Source organism: Streptomyces zaomyceticus, from assembly GCF_014656215.1.
Classification (GTDB): domain Bacteria; phylum Actinomycetota; class Actinomycetes; order Streptomycetales; family Streptomycetaceae; genus Streptomyces; species Streptomyces zaomyceticus.
Map to the genome: position 1 here is coordinate 111,406 of NZ_BNBZ01000011.1, position 24,408 is coordinate 135,813.

Sequence of the window (24,408 nt, forward strand, 5' to 3'; positions counted from 1 at the left end):
GCTGCCGCGTCTTTGACGAGCATGGACTTCCACCCGCAGCCGACGCCGGGCGTCGCCAGGCCGTGGGCCTTCCCGGCCCCCGACCGAGGCGCCCTGGGCAACGGTCTGACGGTGCTGACCAGCCACCGCCCCGGCCAGCAGGTCGTGGCCGTGGAGATCTTCCTCACGGCCCCGCTGGACGCCGAGCCCGCCGGGCTCGACGGGGTCGCCACCATCATGGCCCGGGCGCTCTCCGAGGGCACCGACCAGCACAGCGCCGAGGAGTTCGCGGCCGAGCTGGAGCGCTGCGGCGCCACGCTCGACGCGCACGCCGACCACCCGGGCGTACGGGTCTCCCTGGAGGTTCCGGTCTCCCGGCTGCCCAAGGCGCTCGGTCTGGTCTCCGAGGCCCTGATCGCACCGGCCTTCCTCGACACCGAGATCGAGCGTCTGGTCCGCAACCGGCTCGACGAGATCCCGCACGAGACGGCCAACCCGGCCCGTCGTGCCGCCAAGCAGCTCTCCAAGGAGCTCTTCCCGGCCGAGTCCCGGATGTCCCGGCCGCGCCAGGGCACCGAGGAGACCGTCGCGGCGATCGACGCCGCCGCGGTCCGCGCCTTCTACGAGGCGTACGTCAGGCCCGCCACCGCCACCGCCGTGGTCGTCGGCGACCTGACCGGCGTCGACCTGGACAAGGTCCTCGCCGAGACCCTGGGTGCCTGGACCGGCGAGCCCGCCGAGCCGCTCCCGATGCCGCCGATCACCGCCGACGACACCGGGCGGGTCGTCGTCGTGGACCGTCCCGGCGCGGTCCAGACCCAGTTGCTGATCGGCCGGATCGGCGCCGACCGGCACGACAGCGTCTGGGCGGCCCAGGTCCTGGGCACGTACTGCCTCGGTGGCACCCTCACCTCGCGGCTCGACCGGGTCCTGCGCGAGGAGAAGGGCTACACGTACGGCGTGCGGGCCTTCGGCCAGGTGCTCCGCTCCGACGGCAAGGGGAACGGCGCCGCGATGCTCGCCATCAGCGGTTCCGTCGACACCCCCAACACGGGACCGGCTCTCGACGACCTGTGGAAGGTGCTGCGGACGCTGGCCGCGGAGGGCCTCACGGACGCCGAGCGGGAGACGGCCGTGCAGAACCTGGTCGGGGTCGCGCCGCTCAAGTACGAGACGGCCGCCTCGGTCGCCGGGACGCTCGCCGACCAGCTCGAGCAGCGCCTCCCGGACGACTACCAGGCCCAGTTGTACGCGCGGCTGGCCGAGACGGGCACGGTCGAGGCGACCGCGGCCGTCGTCAACGCCTTCCCGGTGGACCGGCTCGTCACGGTCCTCGTGGGTGACGCGGCGCAGATCGCGGAGCCGGTGCGCGCGCTCGGCATCGGCGAAGTGACCGTCGTGACCGGCTGATTCGGCTGGTTCGCGAGGACGCGGAAAGGCTGATTCCGGAGCGCGACCGCTTCCGGTGCGGCAACAGGAGGGCCCTGACGGCATAGTTCGTCGGGGTCCTCCCGTATGTCCGTATTGGAGGCAAGGGTGATCGTATGACCTGTGGCATGTCTTACAAAAACCGCGTCCGGTTGGTGATTGGAAGATGATCCGCATAGCGTCGGTGCGGCTGTTCGTCAGTGCACGTGCCGCACCCGCGGCATCGGACAGTCATCGCCGAGTCCCCGTCAGGCGCGAGCCTGGGGAGCCGGGGACCCATGTGCAGTCCCTGGGGTGAATCGGGCGCCTTCGTCTCGTACGGAGGGGCTCGTAGGAGACCTTCCTGCTCCGAACCCGTCAGCTAACCCGGTAGGCGAGAAGGAAGGAAAGGATCAGCCACTACATGGCGTTCACCCGTGCCACCGGGAAGCATCGTGGTCCGAGCCGGATGGCGCGCCGCAGCGTGGGCATCGCCGGCGTCGCGACCCTCGCCACCACCGGCGTCATCGGAACCCTCGCTTCCCCGGCGCTCGCCGCCGACACGGACAACCGTTCCGTCGAGGACACCGGCCTCACCAAGGTGATCACCGAGGACTCCCTCGCGGACCGGGTCAGCGCCCAGGTCGCCGCGCAGGAGCAGGAGGTCTTCGAGGCCGCCGCCAAGGCGAAGGCCCAGGCCGAGGCGAAGCGCAAGGCCGAGGCCCGCGCCAAGGAGATCCGTCAGGCCGAGGAGCGCGCCGCCCGCGAGGCCGAGCGCCGCCGTCTGGCCTCCTTCCAGCTCCCCGTCGCCGGCACGTACGTGTCCACCGGCTACAAGACCAACGGCTCGCTCTGGTCCTCCGGCAGCCACTCCGGCATCGACTTCCACGCCTCCTACGGCAGCAGCGTCGTCTCCGTCGGTTCCGGCACGGTCGTCGAGGCCGGCTGGGGCGGCGCGTACGGCAACAACATCGTCGTCCGGATGCACGACGGCACGTACACCCAGTACGGCCACCTCTCGTCCATCGGGGTTCACGTCGGCCAGACCGTCGAGCCGGGTCAGCAGATCGGCATCTCGGGCTCGTCCGGCAACTCGACCGGTCCGCACCTGCACTTCGAGGCGCGCTCGACCGCCGAGTACGGCTCCGACATCAACCCGATCGCCTACCTGCGGGCCCGCGGCGTCAACGTCTGACCCCGGACACCGCCGCGACGGCACCGCGGTGCACCGCACCGCGCGGCAGCGCACGGCATCGCAAAAGCCCCGGCTCGTACTGAGCCGGGGCTTTTCGTCGATCAAAAGGCATCCATATTCCGCTGGGGCATCGGAAATTCCGGCGCGCTGCAATAGAGTCGCAGATCGGGCGCAGAACAGGCGCCGCTCGAATTGTCTCGCGCAGACCAAGGCGGAGGTCGGACATGCGCATTCCCGCGCACTCGGTATGCACGGCGATCCGGGACGACATCGTCTCCGGCGTCTTCGAGCGGGGCAGCCGGCTGACGGAGGAACAACTCGCCCGCCGGTACGGGGTCTCCCGCGTCCCGGTCCGTGAGGCCCTGCGCACCCTGGAGTCCGAGGGCTTCGTCGTCACCCGCCGCCACGCGGGCGCGCATGTCGCCGAGCCCACCGAGCAGGAGGCGGCCGATCTGCTCGACATGCGGGCGCTGCTCGAACCCCTGGGGGCCGCGCGCGCCGCGCAGCGGCGCACGGATGCCCATCTCAAGGTGCTGCGGGGCCTGGTCAGGCTGGGGCAGGAGCGGGCCAGGCGCGGCCAGGGCGAGGATCTGCGCTCGCTCGGGGGCTGGTTCCACGAGACGCTCGCTCAGGCCTCCGGCAGTCCGGCCCTGACGGCGTTGCTGACCCAGCTGCGGCACAAGATCGCCTGGATGTACGCGGTCGACCAGCCCGCCCGGCCGGTGGAGGCCTGGGCGGAGCACGGCGCGATCGTGGACGCGGTGGCGCGCGGCGACGCGGAACGGGCGCGGACGCTGACCGCGCTGCACGCGGAGCGCTCGCAGTCGCTGCACCGGCTCAAAAGGGCGGACCGCGGCCGTGTGAGGGTTTCGCAACATGCAGTCAACACGGCGAGTGCCCGGAATTAACGTGGGCGCCGTATACAAAGAATAGGAATTCAGTCCGTCGTTCTGTGCTGCCCGAAAAAAGGGGTGGTGGGGAATGCGAAAGGCCGTGACCGCCGGAATTCGGCGGTCACGGCCTTTCGGTGTACGCGGTCGGGCGTACGGGGTTCGACCCGGGTCAGACGGTCTCGGGGAGCTCGTCCAGACCCTCGGCGACCAGCTTCGCCAGACGGTCCAGAGCGGCCTCGGAGCCGTCGGCCTCCGAAGCGAGGACGATCTCCTCGCCGCCCTGGGCGCCCAGGCCGAGCACCGCGAGCATGGAGGCGGCGTTCACGGGGGTGCCGTCGGACTTGGCGATCGTCACCGGAACGCCGGAAGCCGTGGCGGCACGGACGAAGATGGACGCGGGGCGGGCGTGCAGGCCCTCGGCCCAGCCGACGTTGACGCGGCGCTCAGCCATGGTGTTGCCCTTCAAGTCTTAAGGGGTTGTCTAGACCAGTCTCTCACGGGATGCCGCGTGCTCGCGCCGACCTTCGGCCCTGACCGGACCGCCTTTCGGCCCTCTCGCGCCGTGCACGGCGTGCTCCCTACCTTGCACGGAGCGCACTCGCCGCGCGACCGGTGCCGGGGCCGTGTCGCGGCCGTAGGCTGACCCCATGCAGAGCGCGTCGGAGCAGTCGGAAGCGGCGGAACAACCGGCGTCACCCGCGCGCCCGGAGCCACCGGCGCACGACTACCCCGACCACTGGGAAGCGGACGTGGTGCTCCGCGACGGCGGCACCGCGCGCATCCGGCCCATCACCGCCGACGACGCCGAGCGGCTCGTCAGCTTCTACGAGCAGGTCTCGGACGAGTCGAAGTACTACCGCTTCTTCGCCCCCTACCCGCGGCTCTCCGCCAAGGACGTCCACCGCTTCACCCACCACGACTTCGTGGACCGGGTCGGACTCGCGGCGACCGTGGGCGGCGAGTTCATCGCCACCGTCCGCTACGACCGGATCGACGACCGCGGGCTGCCCGCCTCCGCCCCCGCCGACGAGGCCGAGGTCGCCTTCCTCGTCCAGGACGCCCACCAGGGACGCGGTGTCGCCTCCGCGCTGCTCGAACACATCGCCGCGGTCGCGCGCGAGCGGGACATCCGGCGCTTCGCCGCCGAGGTGCTCCCCGCCAACACCAAGATGATCAAGGTCTTCACCGACGCGGGCTACACCCAGAAGCGGAGCTTCGAGGACGGCTCCGTACGGCTCCACCTCGACCTCGAACCCACCGACCGCTCCCTCGCCGTCCAGCGCGCCCGGGAACAGCGGGCCGAGGCCCGCTCCGTGCAACGCCTCCTCACCCCCCGGTCCGTCGCCGTCGTCGGAGCCGGACGCGCACCCGGCGGCGTCGGCCGGACCGTACTGCGCAACCTCCTCGGGGCCGGGTACACCGGACGCGTGTACGCGGTGAACGCCGCGCTCGGCGAGAGCGACGGGGCCGTGGAGTTCGACGGCGTGCCCGCCCACCCCTCCGTCGGAGCCATCGGGGAGCCCGTCGACCTCGCGATCGTCGCCGTCCCCGCCGAACGGGTGCCGGAGGCCGTCGCCGACTGCGGAGAACACGGCGTCCAGGGGCTCGTCGTCCTCTCCGCCGGATACGCCGAGAGCGGGGCCGACGGACGGGAGCGCCAGCGTCAGCTCGTCCGGCAGGCCCGTTCGTACGGGATGCGGATCATCGGTCCCAACGCCTTCGGGATCATCAACACCACCCCCGACGTCCGGCTCAACGCCTCCCTCGCCCCCCAGATGCCGGCCGCCGGACGGATCGGGCTCTTCACCCAGTCCGGAGCGATCGGCATCGCCCTCCTCGCCGGGCTGCACCGGAGGGGCGCCGGGCTCTCCTCCTTCATCTCGGCCGGCAACCGGGCGGACGTCTCCGGCAACGACTTCCTCCAGCACTGGTACGACGACCCCGGGACCGATGTCGTCCTCCTCTACCTGGAGTCGATCGGCAACCCCCGGAAGTTCACCCGGCTCGCCCGCCGCACCGCCGCCGTCAAACCGGTGGTCGTCGTCAAGGGCGCCCGGCACAGCGGCAGCGCCCCGCCCGGCCACCGGGTGCCGGTCACCCGCATCCCGCACGGCACGGTCTCCGCGCTGCTCCGCCAGGCCGGGGTCATCCGCGTCGACACGGTCACCGAACTCGTCGACGCCGGGCTCCTCCTCGCCGCCCAGCCGCTGCCCGCCGGGCCCCGGGTCGCGATCCTCGGCAACTCCGAGTCGCTCGGCCTCCTCACGTACGACGCCTGTCTGACCGAGGGGCTCCGTCCGCTGCGGCCGCTCGACCTGACGACGGCGGCGGAGCCGGCGGACTTCCGGGACGCGCTGGCGGCGGCGCTCGCGGACGAGACCTCCGACGCGGTCGTCGTGAACGCGATCCCGTGGGTCGGCGAGAACGGCGCCACCGAGTTCGGCGACGGAGAGGTCCTCGCGGCCTCCCTCCGCGAGGCCGTGGCCTCCGCTCCCGCTCCGACGAAGCCGGTCGTCGTGGTCCACGTCGAGATGGGCGGGCTCGCGGAGGCCCTCGCGGTCGCCACGAGCACCCGGCCGGCGTCACGCGGCCGGGGCGCGACCACGGCAGGACCGGGGGCGCGGCCGACCGGGACATCGACCGGGACCCCGACCCCGACCGCGGCCTCGACCGGAACCCCGACCTGGACGCCGCCCGGGCCGGGTGCGGTCCCGCCGGGACCGGGTACGGCTCCGATCGCCGCGTCCGGACCGGGTGCGGCCGCGTCCGGACCCGGCCCGGCGCAGGCACCGCAGGCCCTGTCGGAGGAGGCCTCGTCCTCCTCGCCCGCCCCGCCCGCCACCATCCCCGCCTACCCCGCCGCGGAGCGGGCCGTGCGGGCCCTGGCCGAGGCCGTGCGGTACGGGCAGTGGCGGCGGCAGGCGGCCGAGCCCGGACGGGTGCCCGAGTACGAGGACATCGACGAGGCCGGGGCCGCCGCGCTCATCGAGCGGGTGCTCGGCCACGACGGGGCCGACCCCCGGGGTGTGACCCTCGACACCGCGCAGGCCGGGGAGCTGCTCGCGCGGTACGGGATCGACGTCCTGCCGACCCTGCCCGCGCCCAGCCCCGACGCCGCCGTCGCGGCCGCCGGCCGGCTCGGCTACCCGGTCGCCCTCAAGACCACCGCGCCCCACCTCCGCCACCGCCCCGACCTCGGCGGCGTCCGGCTCGACCTGGCGTCCGAGGAGCAGCTCCGCACGGCCTACGCCGAGCTCACCGAAGTGCTCGGCAAGCCCGAGGAGCTGCAGCCGGTCGTCCAGGCGATGGTGCCCCGGGGCGTCGACACCGTCGTCCGCTCCGCCATCGACCCGGCCGTCGGCGCCGTCCTCTCCTTCGGCCTCTCGGGCGCCGCGTCCGAGCTGCTGGGAGACACGGCCCACCGGCTGGTCCCGGCCACCGACCGGGACGTCGCCGATCTCGTCCGTTCCCTCCGCACCGCCCCGCTGCTCTTCGGCTGGCGGGGCTCGGCCCCGGTCGACACCCCCGCCCTCGAGGAGGTCCTGCTCCGGGTCTCCCGGCTCGTCGACGACCACCCCGAGGTGGTCGCCGTCTCGCTGGAGCCGGTGGTCGTCGCGCCGCGCGGACTCTCCGTGCTCGGCGCGACCGTCCGACTGGCCCCGCCACCGCCCCGTACCGACCTCGGTCCGCGCAGCCTGCCGAGTTACTGAAGGGCCTGAGGGGGCCCCGCCGCCCCGTAGAATGGAGTCCATGGCGAAGACCGGTACGACGACCCAGGGGCTGCGCGCGGCGATCGAGCGCAGCGGCTACTACCCGGCCCTCGTGGCCGAGGCGGTGGAGGCCGCCGTCGGCGGCGAGGCCGTGGCGTCGTACGTGGTCCACCAGGAGACCACCTTCGACGCCAACGAGGTCCGGCGCCATGTCACCGTCCTCGTCCTGACGCCGCACCGCTTCATCGTCAGCCACACCGACGAGCAGGCCGCCGACACCAGCTCCCCGACGCCGTACGCCACGACGTCCACCGAGTCCGTGAAGCTCGACCGGATCTCGTCCGTCGTCGTCAGCCGTGTGGTCGCCAATCCGGAGTCGTACACCCCGGGCACACTGCCCCGCGAGGTGGTCCTCACCATCGGCTGGGGCGCCGTCTCCCGCATCGACCTGGAGCCGGCCGCCTGCGGCGACGCCAACTGCGACGCCGACCACGGCTACACGGGCAACGCCACGGCCGACGACCTCAGCCTCCGGGTGAGCGAGGCCGGGGACGGCCCGGACACCGTCCGGCAGACCCTCGTCTTCGCCCAGGCCCTCTCCGAAGCCATCGCGGCCACCGCCGCCCCCACCCGCTGATGGTGCAGCCGACCGCCGTGACGCACGGCTGGCCCGACGACCCGGTCCCGCTCGCCCCGGACACCGCGCCGGTCCCCGAGTACACCTTCGGCTCCCTCGGCGACGTGCTGCCGACGCTGGTCGCCGGTCAGGGCGTGCCCGGGTTCGAGGCCCGGATCGCCGAGCTCGCCCCGGCCGACCGGAACTGTGTCTTCCTGATCGACGGGCTCGGCTGGGAGCAGATCAGGGCCCACCCGGACGAGGCCCCGTACCTGACCTCGCTTCTCGGCTCCTCGCGCGGCGGCACGGGCCGGCCGGTCACCGCCGGCTTCCCCGCCACCACGGCGACCTCGCTGGCCTCCGTCGGCACCGGCCGCTACCCCGGTACGCACGGGCTGCCCGGATACACCGTGCGCAACCCCGAGACCGGCGAGCTGATGAACCAGCTGCGCTGGAAGCCGTGGACCTCGCCGCGCGTCTGGCAGCCGTACCCCACCGTCTTCCAGCTCGCGCACGAGGCCGGGATCCACACCGCCCAGGTGTCCTCCCCGATCTTCGAGCAGACCCCGCTCACCAAGGTCGCGCTCAGCGGCGGAACGTTTCACGGGCGGCTCTCCGGCGAGGAGCGGATGGACTTCGCCGCCGAGCAGCTCGCCGCCGGAGACCGTTCGCTGGTCTACACCTACTACAGCGAGCTCGACGGCGCCGGACACCGCTTCGGCATCGACTCCGACGCCTGGCGCGGCCAGCTGATGTTCGTCGACCGGCTCGTGCAGCGGCTCGCCGAGCAGCTGCCGCACCGCTCGGCCCTCTATGTCACGGCCGACCACGGCATGGTCGACATCCCCTTCGACGAGCAGCACCGCATCGACTTCGACGAGGACTGGGAGCTGCGCGCCGGCGTCGCCCTCCTCGGCGGCGAGGGGCGTGCCCGGCACGTCTACGCCGTGCCCGGTGCCGAGGCGGACGTCCTCACCTGCTGGCGCGAGGTGATCGGCGAGCAGTTCTGGGTGGCGAGCCGCGACGAGGCCATTTCGCTCGGCTGGTTCGGCGACGAGATCGACGAGCGGGTGTACGGCCGGATCGGCGACGTCGTCGCCGCGGCCCACGACGACGTGGCCATCACCGCCTCCGTCAACGAGCCCCACGAGTCCGCGATGGTCGGCATGCACGGGTCCATGACCCCGGCGGAGCAGCTCGTCCCGCTGCTCGAAGTCCGCTCCTGACCTCCACCCGGCACCTTCCCCCTCCCACGACCTGAAAGGTCCCCGACCCGTCATGCCCGAGCTGGTCTTCTTCTCCGGAACCATGGACTGCGGGAAGAGCACCCTGGCGCTCCAGATCGCCCACAACCGCGACGCGCGGGGGCTCCAGGGCGTGATCTTCACCCGTGACGACCGGGCGGGCGAGGGCAAGTTGTCCTCGCGGCTCGGCCTGGTGACGGAGGCGGTCGAGGCTCCGCGGGACATGGACGTCTACGGGTACCTCGTCGCCCAGCTCTCCCAGGGCGGCAAGGCCGACTACGTGATCGTGGACGAGGCGCAGTTCCTCGCGCCGGAGCAGATCGACCAGCTCGCGCGGATCGTCGACGACCTCGGTCTCGACGTCTTCGCCTTCGGCATCACCACCGACTTCCGTACCAAGCTCTTCCCCGGCTCGCAGCGGCTGATCGAGCTGGCGGACCGCATCGAGCAGCTCCAGGTGGAGGCGCTGTGCTGGTGCGGGGCGCGGGCCACGCACAACGCGCGTACGGTGGGCGGCGTGATGGTGGTCGAGGGCGAGCAGGTCGTCGTGGGTGACGTGAACCGTCCGGCCGAGGAGATCGGCTACGAGGTGCTCTGCCGGCGTCATCACCGCCGGCGCATGACCTCGGCCGCCGCCCAGGCGGGTGTTCTCTCGCCGGACGTCCTCCCGGTCAACCAGGCCTGACCGCGGCCCGACCGCGCCGTCCTCTCCGGGTCGGCCGCGCGGGGGACGTACGCGCGTGCCGCACCCGGCCCCGTCAGAGGGTGGTCTCGGGGGTCTCCTCCCGGCCGGTGGTGAGGATTCCGGTCTTGCCGATCAGATAGGCGAGCTGGGCGCGGCTCTTGCTGCCCAGCATCTCCGAGGCCTTCCGCACATGGTTCGCCACCGTCCGCGTGCTCATTCCGAGCCGGGCGGCGATGGACTCGTCGGTGTAGCCGTTCACCATGAGCTGGAGGATCGCCTGCCGGGTCTCGTCGGTCAGCAGCGGCGGCCGGTGTTCGGTGGGGGTGTGGAGGAGCGGAGTGGCGCGCTCCCAGGCGTGCTCGAAGATCCCCACGAGATAGCGGATCGTCCCCGGGTGCTCGATGGCGAGGGCGACCGTGTGCCGCTCCTGGGCCGGGTCGGGGATGAAGGCGACCTTCCGGTCGACCACGATGAGCCGGTCGAAGACCTCGTTGAGGGTGCGGACCTCACCGCCCGCCACCAGGATCTGCTCGACGTACGACAGCGTCGGGGCGTGCGAGCGGACGGTGTGCTGGTAGATGGTGCGCTGCCGTACGCCGCGGTCGAGGGCCACCCGGTCGCTGGCCAGGGCCTTCTCCAGCAGTTCCCGGGGACGGCCGCCGCCGGGCTGGGCGGTGAGGAGTTCCTCCTGGGCCGAGCCGACGGCCGAGGCCAGTGCCGCGCTGATGACCGACGCGCCGGTGATCTCACGGATCGGGGCGTTTCTGGTGCGGTAGGTGGACCGGTAGATCTCCTCGGCCCGGTGGATCGAGGCGCGTGCCGTGGCGAGGGTGCGCTGCTTCTCCGCGATGACCGCTTCGAGCGGGCGCATCAGGGTGTCGGCGGCCAGCCCGGGAGGGATGGGGACGAGGCTCCCGTCGGGTGCGCGCTGGAGAAGCCCCAGGGAGAGCAGGCATTCAGGACATTCCTCGGAGGACGGGGTTGCCGTCCATGCCTCGGAGTAGAAGAGCAAGCCTTCTTCGCAGACTTCGGAGGCAATGGTTCCTGCACCTATGTCTGATTTTCTGCACATCTGTTCATCCTTCAGATCCCTGCGTTGCTGGATCATGATCCTTCATCTCGCTGTGAAGGGCCGGAAGGGGGCGCATGATTCTTGTCACGGGCCAAAACGAGTTGGCCGGTCAGCCAATCAGGGGGACGAAAAATGTCGGCGAAGAACACTCTCCATCGGATTCTCGGGACCGTCGCGGCCGGTTTTCTGGTCGTTCTCGGAGTCTCGCTGAGCGAGGGTGACGACATCTCACGCCAGACCGTCGCGACATCGACGGTGGCGGCCGACTCGCAGTGGGGTTGAGAACTGCGATTACTTGCAGAAAGCAACTCCCCACCCGCTGGTTCCCCCTGCACAGGAGGCAGCGTGCTGCGCTGTCTCGACAGTTCGCAACGATCTGGGATTCTTAGTGATTAACTCGAATTTCTCCGTGACCGAAGAAGACGTGCTGCACTTCAAGAAGCACGGCTTCGTGAAGCTCCGGAACATCTTCTCCCCCGAGCTCATCGAGCACATGCAGAAGCTGGGCACCTCGCAGGTCAGCGCGCCGTCCGACAACTACGGCGCGGGCTTCAGCCGGCTGAAGTACGACATGTGCAACGACGACCCGACGATCCTCGACCTGATGGGCGACCCGGCGTTCGCCCGGATCATGGCTCAGCTCATCGACCACCAGGTCTTCTTCACCCAGGGTCTCGGCTTCGAGCTGGAGAAGAACAAGAGCACGGGCGCCCCCTGGCACGTCGGCAGCCAGAGCTTCGGTTACCAGCGCCGCGAGGACATGGGGTACACGGTCTGGACGCCGCTGTGCCGCATCGACCCCAAGGACCAGCGCGGCGGCATGAAGTACATGTCGAAGGAGCTGCTGTCCGGCGAGTTCGTCTACCAGCAGATCAACCTGGTTCCCGAGTACCTCAAGGACCAGATCGAGGCCGGCAAGGAGCTCACCTACGCCGACTTCAGTGCCATGAAGAACGGTCTGATCAACTCGCCCGAGATGATGTCGCTCCTGGACCACTTCGCGGTCGAGGACTCGTTCGAGCCCGGTGACGTCCTGCTCTTCGACAAGTACGTGCTCCACAGCAGCGTTCCGCTGCTCGACGGCCCGATCCCGTCCCGGCTCGCCTACGTGCTGCGGTTCTCCGCGGTCGACGCGCAGTACGACAAGAACCGCGTCGAGCAGCTCGCCTACCCGCGCGCCGTGTTCAACTACAACGTTCCCAGCGACTACAACGAGCGCGTCGCCTCCGTGGACGGCGAGCAGGTGTACGCCAGCTCCTACTTCGACGAAACCCGCGAGGCCCGTACGCTGGCCCGCGACGTCGCCTAGGCGCACAACTCCGAGCGGTCCGGCGAATTTCGCAACAAGGCTGCTTATCAGTACCTCCGGTAACCCCTCCGTGCCGTCGCCACGGACATGATTACCGGATTCCGAATGGCGGGCGGCTCGCGACCAGGCCGCCCGCCTCCGGCATGTCATGACCGTTTGTCAGGGACCCTTCCCCGCGCGACGGCAACGCCATCGGCGTCGCGTCGAATCCGATGGGCCCGAAGTGGGTTTCCGCCGGCCGGTGCCGCGGAGGTGTTGTGCGGTGAAACGAATCCTGACTCCGAATCCTGTACCTCTCCTCCAATCACCTGGAGACCCGATGGCAACGAGCGCAATTCGTGACCCGCTTCCCGATATCCTTATCGCCCTTCCCGTGGTGATCCTGGCCTGCAAGGCCGGAGCGCAGCTGGTGCGTCGCGTCGGCCAGCCGCCCGTGGTGGGCGAGATGCTGGTCGGCATCCTGCTCGGCCCCTCGCTCCTCGGCTGGGTCTGGCCGGACGCCGCGGCCTGGCTGTTCCCGGCCTCGGTGCTGCCGTACCTCGGCGTGCTGGGCAACCTGGGCCTGCTGGCCTTCATGTTCCTGGTCGGACTCGAGCTGGATCTCGGCTCGTTGCGCGGCCACAGCAGGACCGCGGTGGCGGTGAGCCAGGCGAGCATCGCCGTACCGCTGCTCCTGGGCTCCCTGCTCGCGCTGGGCATGTACGGCTCCTTCGCGCCCGACGGCGTGGAGCGGCTGCAGTTCGTCATGTTCATCGCGGTCTCCATGAGCATCACCGCCTTTCCGGTGCTGGCCCGGATCCTCACCGACCGGGGTCTGTACCGGACGAGGGTGGGCGCGCTGGCGATGGCCTGCGCCGCGGTGGACGACGTCACCGCCTGGTGCCTGCTGGCCGTGGTGGTCGCCCTGGCCCAGAGCAGCTCGCCCTTCGAGGCCGTGACCACCGCGGTGGCGGCCATCGCCTTCACGCTCGCGATGTACTACGTGGTACGCCCGGTCCTCGCCCGTTGGGCGGCCCGGGCCGAACGCGCGTACACCGAGAGCGTCGTCCTGATCGTGCTGTTCAGCGGTCTGTGCCTGTCCGCGCTCGCCACCGACGAGATCGGGGTGCACGCGCTGTTCGGAGCCTTCCTCTTCGGCGTCGTGACCCCGCGCGGAAGCCGGGTGATCGAGCGTCAGGCAGCGCGCCTGCGGGCCTTCACCGTGCCGGTGCTGCTCCCGCTGTTCTTCGTGACGACCGGCCTGAAGACCGACATGTCCCTGCTGGCGAGCGACCCCCGGCAGTGGCTGTGGGCGGCCGCGGTGCTCGCGGTGGCCGTGATGGCCAAGTGGGGCGGAGCCGCGAGCTCGGCCCGGGTGGCCGGCCAGAACTGGCGCGACGCCCTGTCGATCGGCGCGCTGATGAACTGCCGCGGACTGACCGAACTGGTCGTGCTGAACATCGGCCTGAGCCTCGGCGTGATCGGCCCGGACCTCTTCACGATCCTGGTGCTGATGGCGCTGCTGACCACGGCGGTGACGTCGCCCGCGCTGAGCCTGATCCGCAGGGGAGCTTCCGAGGAGGAGCTGCCCGAGCCCGCCACGGACGTGCCCGCCACGGACGCCGAACGCGGCGTGGACGCCACGGGCGCGGCGAACCCCGTGGACGTCTCCGGGCCGGCCGAGCTCGTGGACGCGTCCGGCGGCTCCGCGCGCCGACCCGCTGCGATCCGCTGACCCGGCCCCGCCGGGGGCCGGGCACCTCCGGCGGGCCGCGGAACCCGTGTGCTCGGCCCTCCATCCGCTCCGCTCAAGGCTCGTAAGGTGAAATCTGGTGAGGTTCGCAAAAGGACACGGCACCGAGAACGACTTCGTCATCGTCCCCGACCCCGAGGGACGGCTCGATCTGACGCCCCGACGGGTGGCCGCACTGTGCAACCGGTACACGGGGATCGGCGCGGACGGGGTGCTGCGGGTGGTGCGCGGCGAGGACGCCGAGTGGTTCATGGACTACCGCAACGCCGACGGCAGCGTCGCCGAGATGTGCGGCAACGGACTGCGCGTCTTCGCCCGGTACCTGGTGGACCACGGGCTCGCGGCGCCGGGTCGCTTCGACGTGGCGACCAGGGCCGGACTCCGCACCGTGGAGCTCGGCGCGACGGGCCATGTGACCGCGGACATGGGCCCGGCCCAGGTCCTGGGCATCTCCACCGCCGGAATCGGGGACCGGCGCGTCCCCGGTCTCCACGTGGCGACCGGAAACCCGCATCTGGCCTGTGTGGTGGAGAGCCCGGTGGAGGCCTTCGACCTGAGCAGGGCGCCGGATGTGGACACAGCGCGCTTTCCCGAAGGCGTGAACGTCGAGGTCATCCGGATGGTCGGCAGGCGCTCCGTCGAGATGCGGGTCCATGAGCGGGGCGTGGGGACGACGTCGTCCTGCGGGACCGGTGTGGTCGCCTCGGCCGTCGCCGCCGCACAGGCCGAGGGGGAGAACCGGGGCGAGTGGGAGGTCAGGGTCCCCGGTGGCTCGCTGACGGTCATCCTGACCGCGGAGTCGACCCATCTGCGCGGTCCCGCGGTCATCATCGCGGAGGGTACGACCTGCCTGTGACCGCTGATCATCCCGCGAGTTCCCCGTCCGGGACCACCGCCGCGCGCGAGGCGCCGGCGCACCGGGCCCCTCATGACACCTATCACGCAAGGAGCAGTCGCACCATGGACGTCATGACCGCTGTCCTGACCCGTCGCAGCCGGCAGACACTGAACGAACCGGCTCCTTGTGACGCCGAGTTCGCCTATCTGCTCGGTGGCGCCGCGGCGGCCCCCGACCACGGGAGCCTTCGGCCGTGGCGCTGGATCCTGCTGCGCGGGCAGGACCGGGAGGCGCTCGGCGCGAGCCTGGCGAGCGAGGCTCCGCCGGAGCAGCGCGACCGGATCGCCGGGAAGACGCTGCGGGCCCCGCTGATGGCGGCGCTGGTCTTCCGCCCCGTGGCGGAGCACAAGGTCCCCGAGTGGGAGCAGATGGCCGCGGCCAGCTCCGTGGCCTACGGACTGATGCTGCTTCTGCACTCGCGGGGATACGGCAGCATCTGGCGTACCGGCCGGATGTGCGAGAGCGGTGCCGCCCGCGAACTGCTGGGTCTGGCACCGACGGAGCGGCTTCTCGGGTCCCTGGACATCGGGACCGCCGACGGAGGGGAACCGCCGGCACGCCGACGGACCGGTGACCTCGCCGACCACGTCTCCACTTTCGCGTCCCGGCCGGTGCCGGTGTAGGCGCCGCCCGGCGCAGGTGCTGGTGCCGCTGTAGGCACTACCCGGCACAGATACCGGCTTCTGGTTGCCGGTGCCGAGAGCCACAGGGCCCCTTCCGTCTTCGACGGAAGGGGCCCCTTTCGTGCGTGCGGGTCGTCAGACGTCGATGTCCTCCGGCGGGAGCGGCTCGATGACCGTCTCCGCCTCGATCCAGACCCTCAGCTCCTCGATCGTCCGCACCGCCTCCGCGCGGCTCGCGCCCACGACCAGGGCCGAGGCGAAGTTCTCCACGCTCGTGTGGGCCGTGCCGAGCCGGGTACCGGCCTGCGCGGCCACCTTGAGGCCGGTGACACCCGGAATGGAGCACTCGCCGGGGACGGCGCGGAGGAGTCCGGGGCGGGGCGGGAAGAGGGCGAGTCCACCGGTCCGGAGCGGCAGTTCGGGTATCTCCGGCAGGGTGTTCCCGGCCAGGGCTCGGACGTAGAGCTCCGGCAGGTGGAGTCCGAACCCGAGGCGGATCTGCTCTTCGATGCGGCCGCCGGCCATGCGGCAGGCGATTTCGTTGAGGACGAGGCCGTGGGGGGTGCCGAAGATTTCGGCGTGGAAGATGGTGGTGGTGGGGGTGGGGAGGGTTTCGAGGGTGGTGGTGGTGAGCTTGCGGAGGTCGTCGAGGCGGGGGTCGTCGGCGTCGAGCATGGTGCTGTGGAGCATGTGGCCGTCGAGCATGCCGAGGCAGGTGGTGGTGCCTTGGGTGGAGGGCCAGATGAGTTGGATGTGGCCGTCGACGACGAGGCCGTCGATGTGGAAGAGCTCGTGTTCGACGTGGGCCTCGACGAGGAGGGGTGCGCCGTCGTCGGTGCCGAGTTGGGTGGTGCGGGTGGCGTAGTTCCAGAGTTCGTCCTCGTCGTGGAGGACTTCGACGCCCATGGAGCCGCCGCCTCGGCGGGGCTTGACGACGATGGGGAAGCCGTGTTCCTGGGTGAAGCGGATCAGGGAGGTGATGTCGGGTGCCGGGGCGTAGGGGGCGAGGGGGACGCCGGCTTCGCGGAGCAGGTCCTTCATGATCAGCTTGTCGCGGAAGGCGAGGGCGCTTTCCTCGCTCTGACCCGCCAGGCCGAGGAGGTCCCGCAGTCGGGCGGCGCGCAGCAGGTCGAACTCGGAGAGGGCGATGATCTCGTCGAAGCCGAACTCGGCGTGCAGACGCAGGGCTTCACGTTCCACCGCGACACTGTCGTGGTAGTCCACCAGTACGACCGTCTCCTCGAAGGCGGCGAGCTGTTCCGTACGGACGCTGTCGTCGGTGCTCAGCGCGCGGGCGGCGTCCGTGACGAGGACGATCCGGTGGCCCTCGCCGATCCACTCGCGGTAGCGGCGGGTGGTGAGCGGGCTGCGGTTCAGGATCAGGTAGTTCATGGTCACAGGGCCTCGATCTCGATGCGGAACGACTCGTACACGCGGGCCACGGCTTCCTCCGCCGACTCCGCGGTGTCCGCCCGCAGGAAGACCAGGGCGCTCGCGGCACCGGAGCTGAGGCGCTCGGGCACCACGTCACCGACCCGGCTCAATATCCTCACGTCGATGACGCACGGCAGGGCGCGCAGCTCGTCGGCCCCGGTCATCGAGACGATCCGGCCGGGGCGGAGCGGCAGGTAGCAGTGCACGGTGACTCCGTCCTCGGGGAGGGGGTCCACCTTCGGGTCCAGGCCGAGTTCGAGCTGGAGGCCCGCCCGCCACACGTCGACACCGCTGTGCAGGTCGAGGGCGTGCGGGATGCCGCCGCCCGCCGCGCGGCAGGCGATCTCGCCCACTACCAGTCCTTCGGAGGTCTCCAGGAACTCCATGTGGGTGACGCCGTCGGTGAGTCCGAGAGCGGCGACCGCCCCTGCGTGCAGCTCCTCCATCCGCGCACGCACCGGATCGCCGGCCGGCAGCGTCATCGAACCGAACACCTCGCCGCGGCCGAGGACCGGAGCCAGGTAGCGGGACGAGGCGGCGAAGAGGACCTCGCCTCCCCGCACGACCCCGTCGCAGTGGTACTCGGCTTCGATGTCGACGAACTTCTCGACGATCAAGGGGCAGTTCAGCGCACGGATCGGTTCGGCCCCGGGGGAGCCGGCGAACTCCTCGAACCGCTCGGCGGAGGTGAAGACGCAGACGTCCATGGACCCGCCGCCGACCATGGGCTTGGCGACGACCGGCCAGCCGAGCGCGGCCGCGGCCTCCGCCACCTGGTCGAGACCGGGGGCGAGCCGGAAGTCCGTGACCGGCAGACCGGCCGCGCGCATCAGCTCCTTCATCGTGTACTTGCTGGAGAAGGCGTGGGCGACCTCGGGTCCGGTACCGGGGATGCCGAAGTAGGAGCGGACGTATCCGGCCTGCGCCTGACCCCGCTCGAACGGGGCGAAGATCCGGTCGATACGACGCTCCCGCAACAGCTCCAGCACGGCGAGGCGCAGGAGTTCGGGGTTCTCGATGCTCTCGACGAGCCGCACGTCCACCTCGGGGCCGTACCGCTGCGCGTGACCGGGCTCGGTGATCACCGTGAGGTGACCGATCTCCGGTGCCGTGCGGACATGGTCCGGAAGCAGATTGTTCTTGACGTGAACGAACAGGACGTTCATGGGTGGTCACCTTTCACCCGGTGCAGCCGGGATGGTGGGGCGGGCGCGGAGCCCGTGGAGCGGCCTGGGCGGAGGGGCTCGGGAACGCCGGCGCGGCACCGCACGGCACGGCGAACCGGCCCGCCGCACGGCGGGGCGGAATGCTGAAGAGGGGGTGGTGAAGGGGAGGGTGGTGCGGGGGACGGTGCTCAGGGAGCGGTCCGCGGCGGTGTCCCACCCGGAGGGTGGGCCTGTGCCCAGGCGGACTCGGCGGAAAGACGTCGCCGCCGCTGATGAGTGGCGTCAATGTATCTCACCGGCGGACGTCCGACGTCCGACGTCCGCCGGGCCCCCGCGGTCCCCCGGATTCAGGAGGCGCGGATCGCGTCCACCAGACCGGCGACGAGCTCCGCCCGACCGGCCATGGCGTCGATCACCAGGTATTCGTGGTCGGCGTGCGCGCCACCGCCGACCGCTCCGAGGCCGTCGAGGGTCGGTACCCCGAGCGCCGCCGTGAAGTTGCCGTCGCTGCCTCCTCCGACGGCCCTGCCGCCGAGACCGGGGTCGAGCGTCCGCGCCAGCGCGAAGAGGTCCGCCGAGGCGGACTCCGGCATCGGAGGCCGGCCGATGCCGCCCCGGACCGAGAGCTCCGCCCCGTCCAGGTACGGCCGCAGGGCGGCGAACGCCGCCTCGACACGGTCCTTCTCGTCCGTCGTCTCGACCCGGACGTCCACGACGATGCTCGCCGCGGCGGGCACGACGTTGTCCACGGTGCCCGCCGACGCGACGGTCGGGGTGACGGACGTACCGGCCTCGGGCCGCCCGAGCGCCACGATGTCCAGGACCTGGTGCGCGGCCTCGACCAGGGCGTTGACGCCCGCTTCCGGTTCGAGGCCCGCGTGGGACGCCCGGCCCGTGACGGCGATCTCGAAGGTGCCGCAGCCCTTGCGGCCCGTCTTCAGGGAACCGTCGTCGGCCGCGCCCTCGAAGACGAGCACGGCGCCGCAGGCGAGGGCGCGTTCCTCGATGAGAGCCCGTGAGGCGGGGGAGCCGACCTCCTCGTCGGAGGTCAGCAGGATCTCCACGCCCGACCGGTCGTCGAGCAGCGCGAGGCCGTGCACGGCCTGCACGATGCCGCCGAGCATGTCGAAGACCCCGGGGCCGGTGGCACGCCCGTCCTCGACGGCGAACGGGCGGCGTTCGAGGGTCCCGAGCGGGAACACCGTGTCGTGGTGTCCCAGGAGGAGCACCTTGGGGACGCCGCCGCCGGACCAGCTGACGTGCGGCCCGGACGCGCTCTCGACGAGGACGGCCTGCCCGCCGAGGCGGTGCTCGAGGACGTCGGCGACGGCCTTGGCCGAGGCCGTCAGGGCCTCCTGGTCGCGCGACGGCGACTCGACCTCCACGAGCTTCCTGAGGTCCTCGATCATCGCGTCGACGTCGACGGAGGCGGAGACGGGGACATGCGGAGGGGCGGGGGTACGGGGGGTGGTGCGGGGCGGTGTCTGCATGGGGTCCTCTCAGAAGCGCAGATGGGCATTGGCCGCGCGTGCGGACTCGGCCAGCTCGGGGATCTCGATCACGTCCACCCCCGACTCGGCCATCAGCCGCACGCCCTGACAGTCCGTCACGAACACATCCGGTTCGCGCCAGGCGATGACGACCCGGCGGATGCCGGAGGCGATGACGAGCTCGCTGCAGGGCGTGGGCCGGGACGCGCGGCGGGAGCAGGGTTCGAGGGAGCTGTAGAGGGTGGCGCCGGCCGGCACGGGCGTACCGGCGAGTTTGGCGAGCGCGCTCTCCTCGGCGTGGAAGTCGGGGGCTAGCTCCCGGCTGTGGCCGGAGGCCAGTTCCCGCCCTTCGGCGTCGACGATCACGGCGCCGACCGAGAAGGCGGTGGCCGACGGCGGGCAGTCGTGCGCCAGCTCGACGGCGCGACGCAGCCACCCGACATCGGCCGAGGTGTACGCGGCCGGGGACGAGGTCGCGGACCCAGGGGAGGAAGTCGCGGACCCAGGGGAGGAAGGGGAAGGGGAGGTCATGCGTGCGGCTCCTTGGCGGCGTAGCGGAGGACGACGACGTCCCCGAGGGTCGTGGTGTCGAGGAGCCGCAGCCGGCGGCCGGGGCCGCCGGGGAACTCGGCCGGGTTGAGGAAACGGGGCGCCGACCGGTGGCCGACGAGGAGCGGCGCGACGGCCATGTGGATCTCGTCCGCGAGGCCTTCGGCGAGGAAACGGGTGTGGACGGTGCCGCCGCCCTCCACCATCAGCCGCCGCACACCCCGTGCGCCCAGGTCGTCCAGCAGGGCCCCGAGGTCGACCCCCGGTCCGGTCGCGACGACGTCCGCGTGGTCCTTCAGCGTCCGGCTCAGTTCCGGCCGGGCGGCGTCGGTGGCGTACACGACCTTCCGCCCGCCCGTGTGCCAGAACCGCAGGCCGGGGTCGAGCCGGTCCCGGGACGTGAGGCTCACCTTGAGCGGATGCTCGGGCCGGCCCGAGGCCAGCCGCTCGGCACGGAGCGCGGGGTCGTTCACCAGGAGCCGTGGGTTGTCGGCGGCCAGTGTGTTGCTGCCGACGAGGACGGCGTCCGATGCGGCGCGGAGCCGGTCGACCCGCGCGAAGTCGGCCGCGTTGGAGAGCAGGAGGCGTTCGGGTGAATCGTCGTCTATGTATCCGTCCAGGGATACGGCGACACTGAGAAGTACATGGGGGCGACTGCCCATTCGCGGTCCGTTCACGTTCGGCCGGGCGGTGACTTCGCACCGGCTTCGACTCCGATTGTTCGATGGGGTTGTCAATGTACAGGCGAGTGTCCGTACGATGCACGCATGATTACTGCGACTCCCCAGCATCTGCGGGTTCTCAATGGTTCTTTTGTCGTCGAACACGCCGAGGACGAGGCAATTGCTCTTGCCGGTCCCTGGATTTCTCTGGTCCGTGCGCCGGAAGGCCTGACCGTCGTCCGGGAGCTGCGTTCCGGCGAGACCGTCGAGGACGGTGAGGCGTGGGCCGCCCTGTACAGCGGCGACACCGCCCACGGGCTCGACGTGCCCGGCATGCTCGCCCTGCTGCTCTCGCCGCTCGCCCAGGGCGGAGTGCCGGTCTTCGTGGCCTCCACGTACAACGCGGACCTGATCCTCGTGCCGCGTGACCGGGTCGAGGACGCCGCCCGCGTGCTGCGCGCCATCGGGCACCGCATCGACCTCTGACCCCGACGGACGCGCTGCGGCCCCTCTCGTACGAGGGGGGCCGCAGCGCATTTCTTTCGGCACGTCTGCCCCTTTTGCGCTCCTTCGTTCTTCGTTCGTGATCCTGCAACGCAGACACCTGCACACGGTTTCCCTCCATCCCGCCGCTCACGTACCGGAATATGGACGAGGCGCGGGTCGCACGGCGCCACATCGCACGGATGCGAAAACACGAAGGGCCGTCAGGACTCGTGGCGAGTGAATCCCAGGTATCCGCACACGCAATATCGGCGGCCCGGTCGAAAAGGCCATGCCTCGGATACCCGAGTGTTTCGCCGAGAGTCATGACGGATTGCAAGGAATGGAATGACGTGATGCAAGCCATTGCCCCCCGAGTGGGCGAAGAACTGCCGCTGCGCCCGGCGGACGGAGTTCCGTACCTCGAATTGACCGAGGACGAGAGCCGGGCCCTGCGGACCCTGGCCGAGGACGTGCTCGCAGCCGCTCCCGACGTCCCGCTCGAGCAGCGGCTGGAGCGGCTCGCCGTCGTCGCCCACGCCGTCCCCGAGCGGATCCGGGCCACCCTGGTGAACTTCCGGCTGACCGGCGGGAGCGGGGGCCTGGTGCTCTCGAACCTGCCCGTCGACGAGACGCTGGCCGGGCCCACCCCGACCGCCTACACCGACGAGGTGACGAGTCCGGAGGCCCGCCGCGCGGCGGCCCTGCTGCTCCTCCTGGGGTCCCTGCTCGGTGACCCCGTCTCGTACCTCAGCCAGCAGCGCGGGCGCATGGTCCTCGACCTCTTCCCGATCAAGGGGCACGAGGAGCAGCAGCTCGGTTCCAGCTCCACGGTGAACCTCGAATGGCACAACGAGGACGCCTTCCACCCGCTGCGCGCCGACTGGATCATGCTGCTCGGCCTGCGCAACCACGACAAGGTCCCCACGACCTTCGCCTCGGTGAACGACGTCGTCCTCGACGAGCACGTCCGTGAGCGGCTCTTCGCGGAGGACTTCGTCATCCTGCCGGACGAGTCGCACACGGCGGCCTTCAACAGCTCCACCACCGGTGTCGGCGGCGACGGCAAGCAGGACGAGGCCTTCCGCAGGATCGCCGAGATGAACGAGGAGCCGCGCCGCACCGCCGTGCTCTCCGGCGACCCGCAGTCGCCGTTCATCCGCATCGACCCGGCGTTCATGCCGAGCGACCTCCAGGGCGAGGCCGTGGCCGCGCTCGACTCGGTGACCAAGGAGATCGACGCCAACCTCCGCGACGTCGCCCTCGCCCCCGGCGAGCTGCTCATCGTGGACAACAAGCGCGCGGTCCACGGACGCCGGCCCTTCGCCGCCCGCTACGACGGAACGGACCGCTGGCTGCGCCGTATCAACGTGGTCGCGGACCTCCGCCGCGCGGCCGGGCGACGCTTCGGGGAGAACGGGCGGGCCCTCGTATGACCGACGTGCAGGAGCGGCCCGTGACGGCCGTCCCCGGACCGGCCTACGTGGTCGGCGGCCCCACCGGATACGACGAGGTCGTCGGGTTCACCAAGGTCCTGCCGGCCATGCGTCCCCTCGACGAGCTGCCGCACCCCGACTTCCTGCTCTTCCAGTCGCTGCACGTGATGACCGAACTGTGCTGGTACAACATGCACTTCGAGATCAACCGTGCGGCGGCGGAGCTCGACGGCGGCCGCTACGGCGAGGCGACCCGGCTCCTGGAGCGGGCGGTACGGCTCCAGCGGCTGGCCTCCGACCACCTCGACCACCTGCGGGACATGATCACGCAGGCCGACTTCCTCCAGATCCGTGGCCGGCTGCCCGGCAACGACAGCGGAACCGACTCCCCGGGCGCGCGCAACCTGCACCGGGTCGCCCGCCACGCGTGGCTCCGGTTCGCCGACGCCGTGCACCGTCAGGGCGCCGAGATCCGGGACCTGTTCGGCACCGGTCCGTCCGAGGTGGCGCCGCGGGACGGCGAGGTCTCCGGTCTCGCCGAGGTCGCCCAGGCGCTGATGCAGCTCGACGACGCCCTGCTCGACTGGCAGCAGGTGCACCAGCGGCTCGTGTGGTCGCGGGTGGGCGGACACCCCAGCTTCCGGGAACGCCACGAGGACGCCGACCGCCCCACCGGGATGTCGGGCCGTCCGGTCGACCTCCTGGACAAGTTCGCCGTACGCCTCCACTTCCCCGAACTGTGGCGCGAGGCGCAGGCCGTGGCCTCGCACGAGGCGGCGCACTACGCATGATCCAGCCCCTGCAGGCGGAGCTCTCCGCCGGTCCCTTTCCCCTGCCCGACTTCCCGGCCCTGCACCGGGCCCACCCGCGGCTGGTGCCGTTCGCGCGGCGGCTCGGGGGCACGTCGCTCCGCGAGGTGCCGGGCCCGCCCGGCGGCGCCCGGATCCTGGCGAAGTGCGAGGGGGAGAACCCCGTCGGCTCCGTCAAGGACCGGGTCGCGTACGCCCTGATCTGCTCCGCCCTGGAGCGGCACGGCGACCGGGACCTCTCCGAGCTGCGCCTGCTGGAGTACTCGGGCGGCAACCTCGCCCGGGCCCTCGCCCACCTCGGGGCACTGCTCGGGATCCACATGAAGTTCGTGGTCCCCTCGGTCACCCCGCCGAGCCTGCTCGACACCCTGACCGGGTACGGATTCGAGTACGCCCTGGTCGACAAGGAACTCGGCTTCCTCGGCGTGATCGAGGAGACCCTGGCCCTGGCCGCCGCCCAGCCCGAGTGGACCCTGCTCTACCAGCACCGCAACGAGGTCAACCCGGCCTTCCACGCGGCGACCACCGGTGCCGAGCTGCTCGACCAGCTCGACGGCGTCCGGCCGGCCGCGTGGGTGGCGTCGATCGGCTCCGGCGGCACGCTGACGGGCGTACGGTCCCGGCTCCTGGAGGTGGCGCCCGGTCTGCGGACCGTGGGAGTCACCCCCGCCGAACTCCCGTACGGCAGCCCGCTCCCGCCCAACGGCCTGCCCAAGTACACCGGGGCCACCGGGCTGGGCAACGGACTGCACCAGCCGTTCGTACGCCGGCACGGCGACGCGATCGAACACCGCACGGTGTCCCGGGACGAGGCCCTCGACGGCATGGTCGAACTGCACGCCCTCAGCGGGCTGCGGGCCGGCAGCTCCGGCGCCGCCAACTGGCTCGCCGCCCGTGCCGTCGCGGCGGAGCTCCCCTCCGACGCCGTCGTGCTCACCGTCTTCCCCGACGCCGGCTCCCCCGAGGACTGGGACCTCGCCCGCTCCCGTCGCGCGTGACCGAAGAGAGAACCTCGC

Annotated in this window: 22 protein-coding genes and 1 riboswitch; of the genes, 15 read left to right on the forward strand and 7 right to left on the reverse strand. The window is 71.4% G+C overall.

Annotated features, from left to right (window positions below; translation table 11 throughout):
- The first annotated feature begins 21 nt into the window (after positions 1-21).
- From IE311_RS16825 to IE311_RS16835, 3 genes are all read left to right on the forward strand, one after another.
- The gene (locus tag IE311_RS16825; RefSeq protein ID WP_189832588.1) at positions 22-1,389 is read left to right on the forward strand and encodes a M16 family metallopeptidase; all 1,368 of its coding nucleotides are present in this window, start codon (positions 22-24) and stop codon (positions 1,387-1,389) included.
- A gap of 243 nt (positions 1,390-1,632) precedes the next feature.
- A riboswitch (cyclic di-AMP (ydaO/yuaA leader) is annotated at positions 1,633-1,798 on the forward strand.
- A gap of 12 nt (positions 1,799-1,810) precedes the next feature.
- Positions 1,811-2,581, forward strand: coding sequence for a M23 family metallopeptidase (locus IE311_RS16830; RefSeq protein WP_189832497.1), 771 nt, complete (start codon positions 1,811-1,813; stop codon positions 2,579-2,581).
- Between the two features lie 224 nt (positions 2,582-2,805).
- Positions 2,806-3,489, forward strand: coding sequence for a GntR family transcriptional regulator (locus IE311_RS16835; protein ID WP_189832498.1), 684 nt, complete (start codon positions 2,806-2,808; stop codon positions 3,487-3,489).
- Positions 3,490-3,643: 154 nt separating this feature from the next.
- Here the strand turns inward: IE311_RS16835 and IE311_RS16840 are convergent, their stop codons facing one another.
- Positions 3,644-3,925: an HPr family phosphocarrier protein gene (locus IE311_RS16840; RefSeq protein ID WP_189832499.1), complete on the reverse strand. Its 282-nt coding sequence runs from the start codon at positions 3,923-3,925 to the stop codon at positions 3,644-3,646.
- A 196-nt stretch (positions 3,926-4,121) separates the two neighbouring features.
- Here IE311_RS16840 and IE311_RS16845 point away from each other — a divergent pair, with 196 nt between their 5' ends.
- Genes IE311_RS16845 through IE311_RS16860 form a run of 4 tightly spaced genes read left to right on the forward strand, consistent with a single transcriptional unit; the run spans position 4,122 to position 9,729 of the window.
- Positions 4,122-7,184 carry a bifunctional acetate--CoA ligase family protein/GNAT family N-acetyltransferase gene (locus IE311_RS16845; RefSeq protein ID WP_229901962.1) on the forward strand — a complete coding sequence of 1,021 codons (3,063 nt, stop codon included), beginning with the start codon at positions 4,122-4,124 and terminating at the stop codon, positions 7,182-7,184.
- A 40-nt stretch (positions 7,185-7,224) separates the two neighbouring features.
- Entirely contained in the window at positions 7,225-7,821 is a 597-nt protein-coding gene (locus IE311_RS16850) for a DUF5998 family protein (protein ID WP_030325407.1), read from the forward strand.
- Entirely contained in the window at positions 7,821-9,026 is a 1,206-nt protein-coding gene (locus IE311_RS16855; protein WP_189832500.1) for an alkaline phosphatase family protein, read from the forward strand. The genes IE311_RS16850 and IE311_RS16855 overlap by 1 nt, the downstream gene beginning before the upstream one ends.
- 52 nt (positions 9,027-9,078) lie before the next feature.
- Complete coding sequence (locus IE311_RS16860; RefSeq protein WP_189832501.1) at positions 9,079-9,729, forward strand: thymidine kinase; 651 nt, start codon at positions 9,079-9,081, stop codon at positions 9,727-9,729.
- Positions 9,730-9,802: 73 nt separating this feature from the next.
- Here the strand turns inward: IE311_RS16860 and IE311_RS16865 are convergent, their stop codons facing one another.
- On the reverse strand, positions 9,803-10,741 hold the full coding sequence (locus IE311_RS16865; RefSeq protein WP_229901963.1) for a LuxR C-terminal-related transcriptional regulator: 939 nt from the start codon (positions 10,739-10,741) through the stop codon (positions 9,803-9,805).
- Positions 10,742-11,210: 469 nt separating this feature from the next.
- On the opposite strand from IE311_RS16865, the gene IE311_RS16870 reads away from it, so the two are divergent.
- The 4 genes from IE311_RS16870 to IE311_RS16885 all read left to right on the forward strand — a co-directional run bounded on the left by IE311_RS16870 (position 11,211) and on the right by IE311_RS16885 (position 15,363).
- Positions 11,211-12,110, forward strand: coding sequence for a phytanoyl-CoA dioxygenase family protein (locus IE311_RS16870; protein ID WP_189832503.1), 900 nt, complete (start codon positions 11,211-11,213; stop codon positions 12,108-12,110).
- A 319-nt stretch (positions 12,111-12,429) separates the two neighbouring features.
- Complete coding sequence (locus IE311_RS16875; protein ID WP_189832504.1) at positions 12,430-13,824, forward strand: cation:proton antiporter; 1,395 nt, start codon at positions 12,430-12,432, stop codon at positions 13,822-13,824.
- 97 nt (positions 13,825-13,921) lie between these two features.
- Positions 13,922-14,698, forward strand: coding sequence for a diaminopimelate epimerase (gene dapF, locus IE311_RS16880; RefSeq protein WP_189832505.1), 777 nt, complete (start codon positions 13,922-13,924; stop codon positions 14,696-14,698).
- A gap of 113 nt (positions 14,699-14,811) precedes the next feature.
- A complete protein-coding gene (locus tag IE311_RS16885; RefSeq protein ID WP_229901964.1) occupies positions 14,812-15,363 on the forward strand; it encodes a nitroreductase family protein in 552 nt (183 codons plus the stop codon).
- A 135-nt stretch (positions 15,364-15,498) separates the two neighbouring features.
- Here IE311_RS16885 and IE311_RS16890 read toward each other — a convergent pair whose 3' ends face one another.
- The 5 genes from IE311_RS16890 to IE311_RS37210 all read right to left on the reverse strand — a co-directional run bounded on the left by IE311_RS16890 (position 15,499) and on the right by IE311_RS37210 (position 20,664).
- The gene (locus IE311_RS16890; RefSeq protein ID WP_189832507.1) at positions 15,499-16,755 is read right to left on the reverse strand and encodes an ATP-grasp domain-containing protein; all 1,257 of its coding nucleotides are present in this window, start codon (positions 16,753-16,755) and stop codon (positions 15,499-15,501) included.
- A 2-nt stretch (positions 16,756-16,757) separates the two neighbouring features.
- A complete protein-coding gene (locus tag IE311_RS16895; RefSeq protein WP_189832508.1) occupies positions 16,758-17,963 on the reverse strand; it encodes an ATP-grasp domain-containing protein in 1,206 nt (401 codons plus the stop codon).
- Between the two features lie 347 nt (positions 17,964-18,310).
- Positions 18,311-19,372: a M20 family metallopeptidase gene (locus IE311_RS16900; RefSeq protein WP_229901973.1), complete on the reverse strand. Its 1,062-nt coding sequence runs from the start codon at positions 19,370-19,372 to the stop codon at positions 18,311-18,313.
- A 90-nt stretch (positions 19,373-19,462) separates the two neighbouring features.
- Positions 19,463-19,984 (reverse strand): cytidine/deoxycytidylate deaminase family protein, encoded by a 522-nt coding sequence (locus tag IE311_RS37205; RefSeq protein WP_189832510.1) that lies wholly within the window; start codon positions 19,982-19,984, stop codon positions 19,463-19,465.
- Positions 19,981-20,664 (reverse strand): RibD family protein, encoded by a 684-nt coding sequence (locus IE311_RS37210; RefSeq protein ID WP_189832511.1) that lies wholly within the window; start codon positions 20,662-20,664, stop codon positions 19,981-19,983. The genes IE311_RS37205 and IE311_RS37210 overlap by 4 nt, the downstream gene beginning before the upstream one ends.
- A 105-nt stretch (positions 20,665-20,769) precedes the next feature.
- On the opposite strand from IE311_RS37210, the gene IE311_RS16915 reads away from it, so the two are divergent.
- The 4 genes from IE311_RS16915 (at position 20,770) to IE311_RS16930 (ending at position 24,390) form a co-directional block, all read left to right on the forward strand.
- A complete protein-coding gene (locus tag IE311_RS16915; RefSeq protein ID WP_189832512.1) occupies positions 20,770-21,150 on the forward strand; it encodes an ACT domain-containing protein in 381 nt (126 codons plus the stop codon).
- A gap of 353 nt (positions 21,151-21,503) precedes the next feature.
- Entirely contained in the window at positions 21,504-22,583 is a 1,080-nt protein-coding gene (gntD, locus tag IE311_RS16920) for a guanitoxin biosynthesis L-enduracididine beta-hydroxylase GntD (RefSeq protein WP_229901974.1), read from the forward strand.
- Entirely contained in the window at positions 22,580-23,374 is a 795-nt protein-coding gene (locus tag IE311_RS16925; RefSeq protein WP_189832514.1) for a tryptophan 2,3-dioxygenase, read from the forward strand. Before gntD ends, IE311_RS16925 begins: the two co-directional genes overlap by 4 nt.
- Complete coding sequence (locus IE311_RS16930) at positions 23,371-24,390, forward strand: PLP-dependent cysteine synthase family protein (protein WP_189832515.1); 1,020 nt, start codon at positions 23,371-23,373, stop codon at positions 24,388-24,390. Before IE311_RS16925 ends, IE311_RS16930 begins: the two co-directional genes overlap by 4 nt.
- Positions 24,391-24,408 lie beyond the last annotated feature (18 nt).

What these genes read in the sequence shown, in the direction of transcription:
- IE311_RS16825 (WP_189832588.1), top strand. Translation starts at nt 22, where the DNA reads ATGGACTTCCACCCGCAGCCGACGCCGGGCGTCGCCAGGCCGTGGGCC.
- IE311_RS16830 (WP_189832497.1), top strand. Translation starts at nt 1,811, where the DNA reads ATGGCGTTCACCCGTGCCACCGGGAAGCATCGTGGTCCGAGCCGGATG.
- IE311_RS16835 (WP_189832498.1), top strand. Translation starts at nt 2,806, where the DNA reads ATGCGCATTCCCGCGCACTCGGTATGCACGGCGATCCGGGACGACATC.
- IE311_RS16840 (WP_189832499.1), bottom strand. Translation starts at nt 3,925, where the DNA reads ATGGCTGAGCGCCGCGTCAACGTCGGCTGGGCCGAGGGCCTGCACGCC.
- IE311_RS16845 (WP_229901962.1), top strand. Translation starts at nt 4,122, where the DNA reads ATGCAGAGCGCGTCGGAGCAGTCGGAAGCGGCGGAACAACCGGCGTCA.
- IE311_RS16850 (WP_030325407.1), top strand. Translation starts at nt 7,225, where the DNA reads ATGGCGAAGACCGGTACGACGACCCAGGGGCTGCGCGCGGCGATCGAG.
- IE311_RS16855 (WP_189832500.1), top strand. Translation starts at nt 7,821, where the DNA reads ATGGTGCAGCCGACCGCCGTGACGCACGGCTGGCCCGACGACCCGGTC.
- IE311_RS16860 (WP_189832501.1), top strand. Translation starts at nt 9,079, where the DNA reads ATGCCCGAGCTGGTCTTCTTCTCCGGAACCATGGACTGCGGGAAGAGC.
- IE311_RS16875 (WP_189832504.1), top strand. Translation starts at nt 12,430, where the DNA reads ATGGCAACGAGCGCAATTCGTGACCCGCTTCCCGATATCCTTATCGCC.
- IE311_RS16885 (WP_229901964.1), top strand. Translation starts at nt 14,812, where the DNA reads ATGACCGCTGTCCTGACCCGTCGCAGCCGGCAGACACTGAACGAACCG.
- IE311_RS16890 (WP_189832507.1), bottom strand. Translation starts at nt 16,755, where the DNA reads ATGAACTACCTGATCCTGAACCGCAGCCCGCTCACCACCCGCCGCTAC.
- IE311_RS16895 (WP_189832508.1), bottom strand. Translation starts at nt 17,963, where the DNA reads ATGAACGTCCTGTTCGTTCACGTCAAGAACAATCTGCTTCCGGACCAT.
- IE311_RS16900 (WP_229901973.1), bottom strand. Translation starts at nt 19,372, where the DNA reads ATGATCGAGGACCTCAGGAAGCTCGTGGAGGTCGAGTCGCCGTCGCGC.
- IE311_RS37205 (WP_189832510.1), bottom strand. Translation starts at nt 19,984, where the DNA reads ATGACCTCCCCTTCCCCTTCCTCCCCTGGGTCCGCGACTTCCTCCCCT.
- IE311_RS37210 (WP_189832511.1), bottom strand. Translation starts at nt 20,664, where the DNA reads ATGGGCAGTCGCCCCCATGTACTTCTCAGTGTCGCCGTATCCCTGGAC.
- IE311_RS16915 (WP_189832512.1), top strand. Translation starts at nt 20,770, where the DNA reads ATGATTACTGCGACTCCCCAGCATCTGCGGGTTCTCAATGGTTCTTTT.
- gntD (WP_229901974.1), top strand. Translation starts at nt 21,504, where the DNA reads ATGCAAGCCATTGCCCCCCGAGTGGGCGAAGAACTGCCGCTGCGCCCG.
- IE311_RS16925 (WP_189832514.1), top strand. Translation starts at nt 22,580, where the DNA reads ATGACCGACGTGCAGGAGCGGCCCGTGACGGCCGTCCCCGGACCGGCC.
- IE311_RS16930 (WP_189832515.1), top strand. Translation starts at nt 23,371, where the DNA reads ATGATCCAGCCCCTGCAGGCGGAGCTCTCCGCCGGTCCCTTTCCCCTG.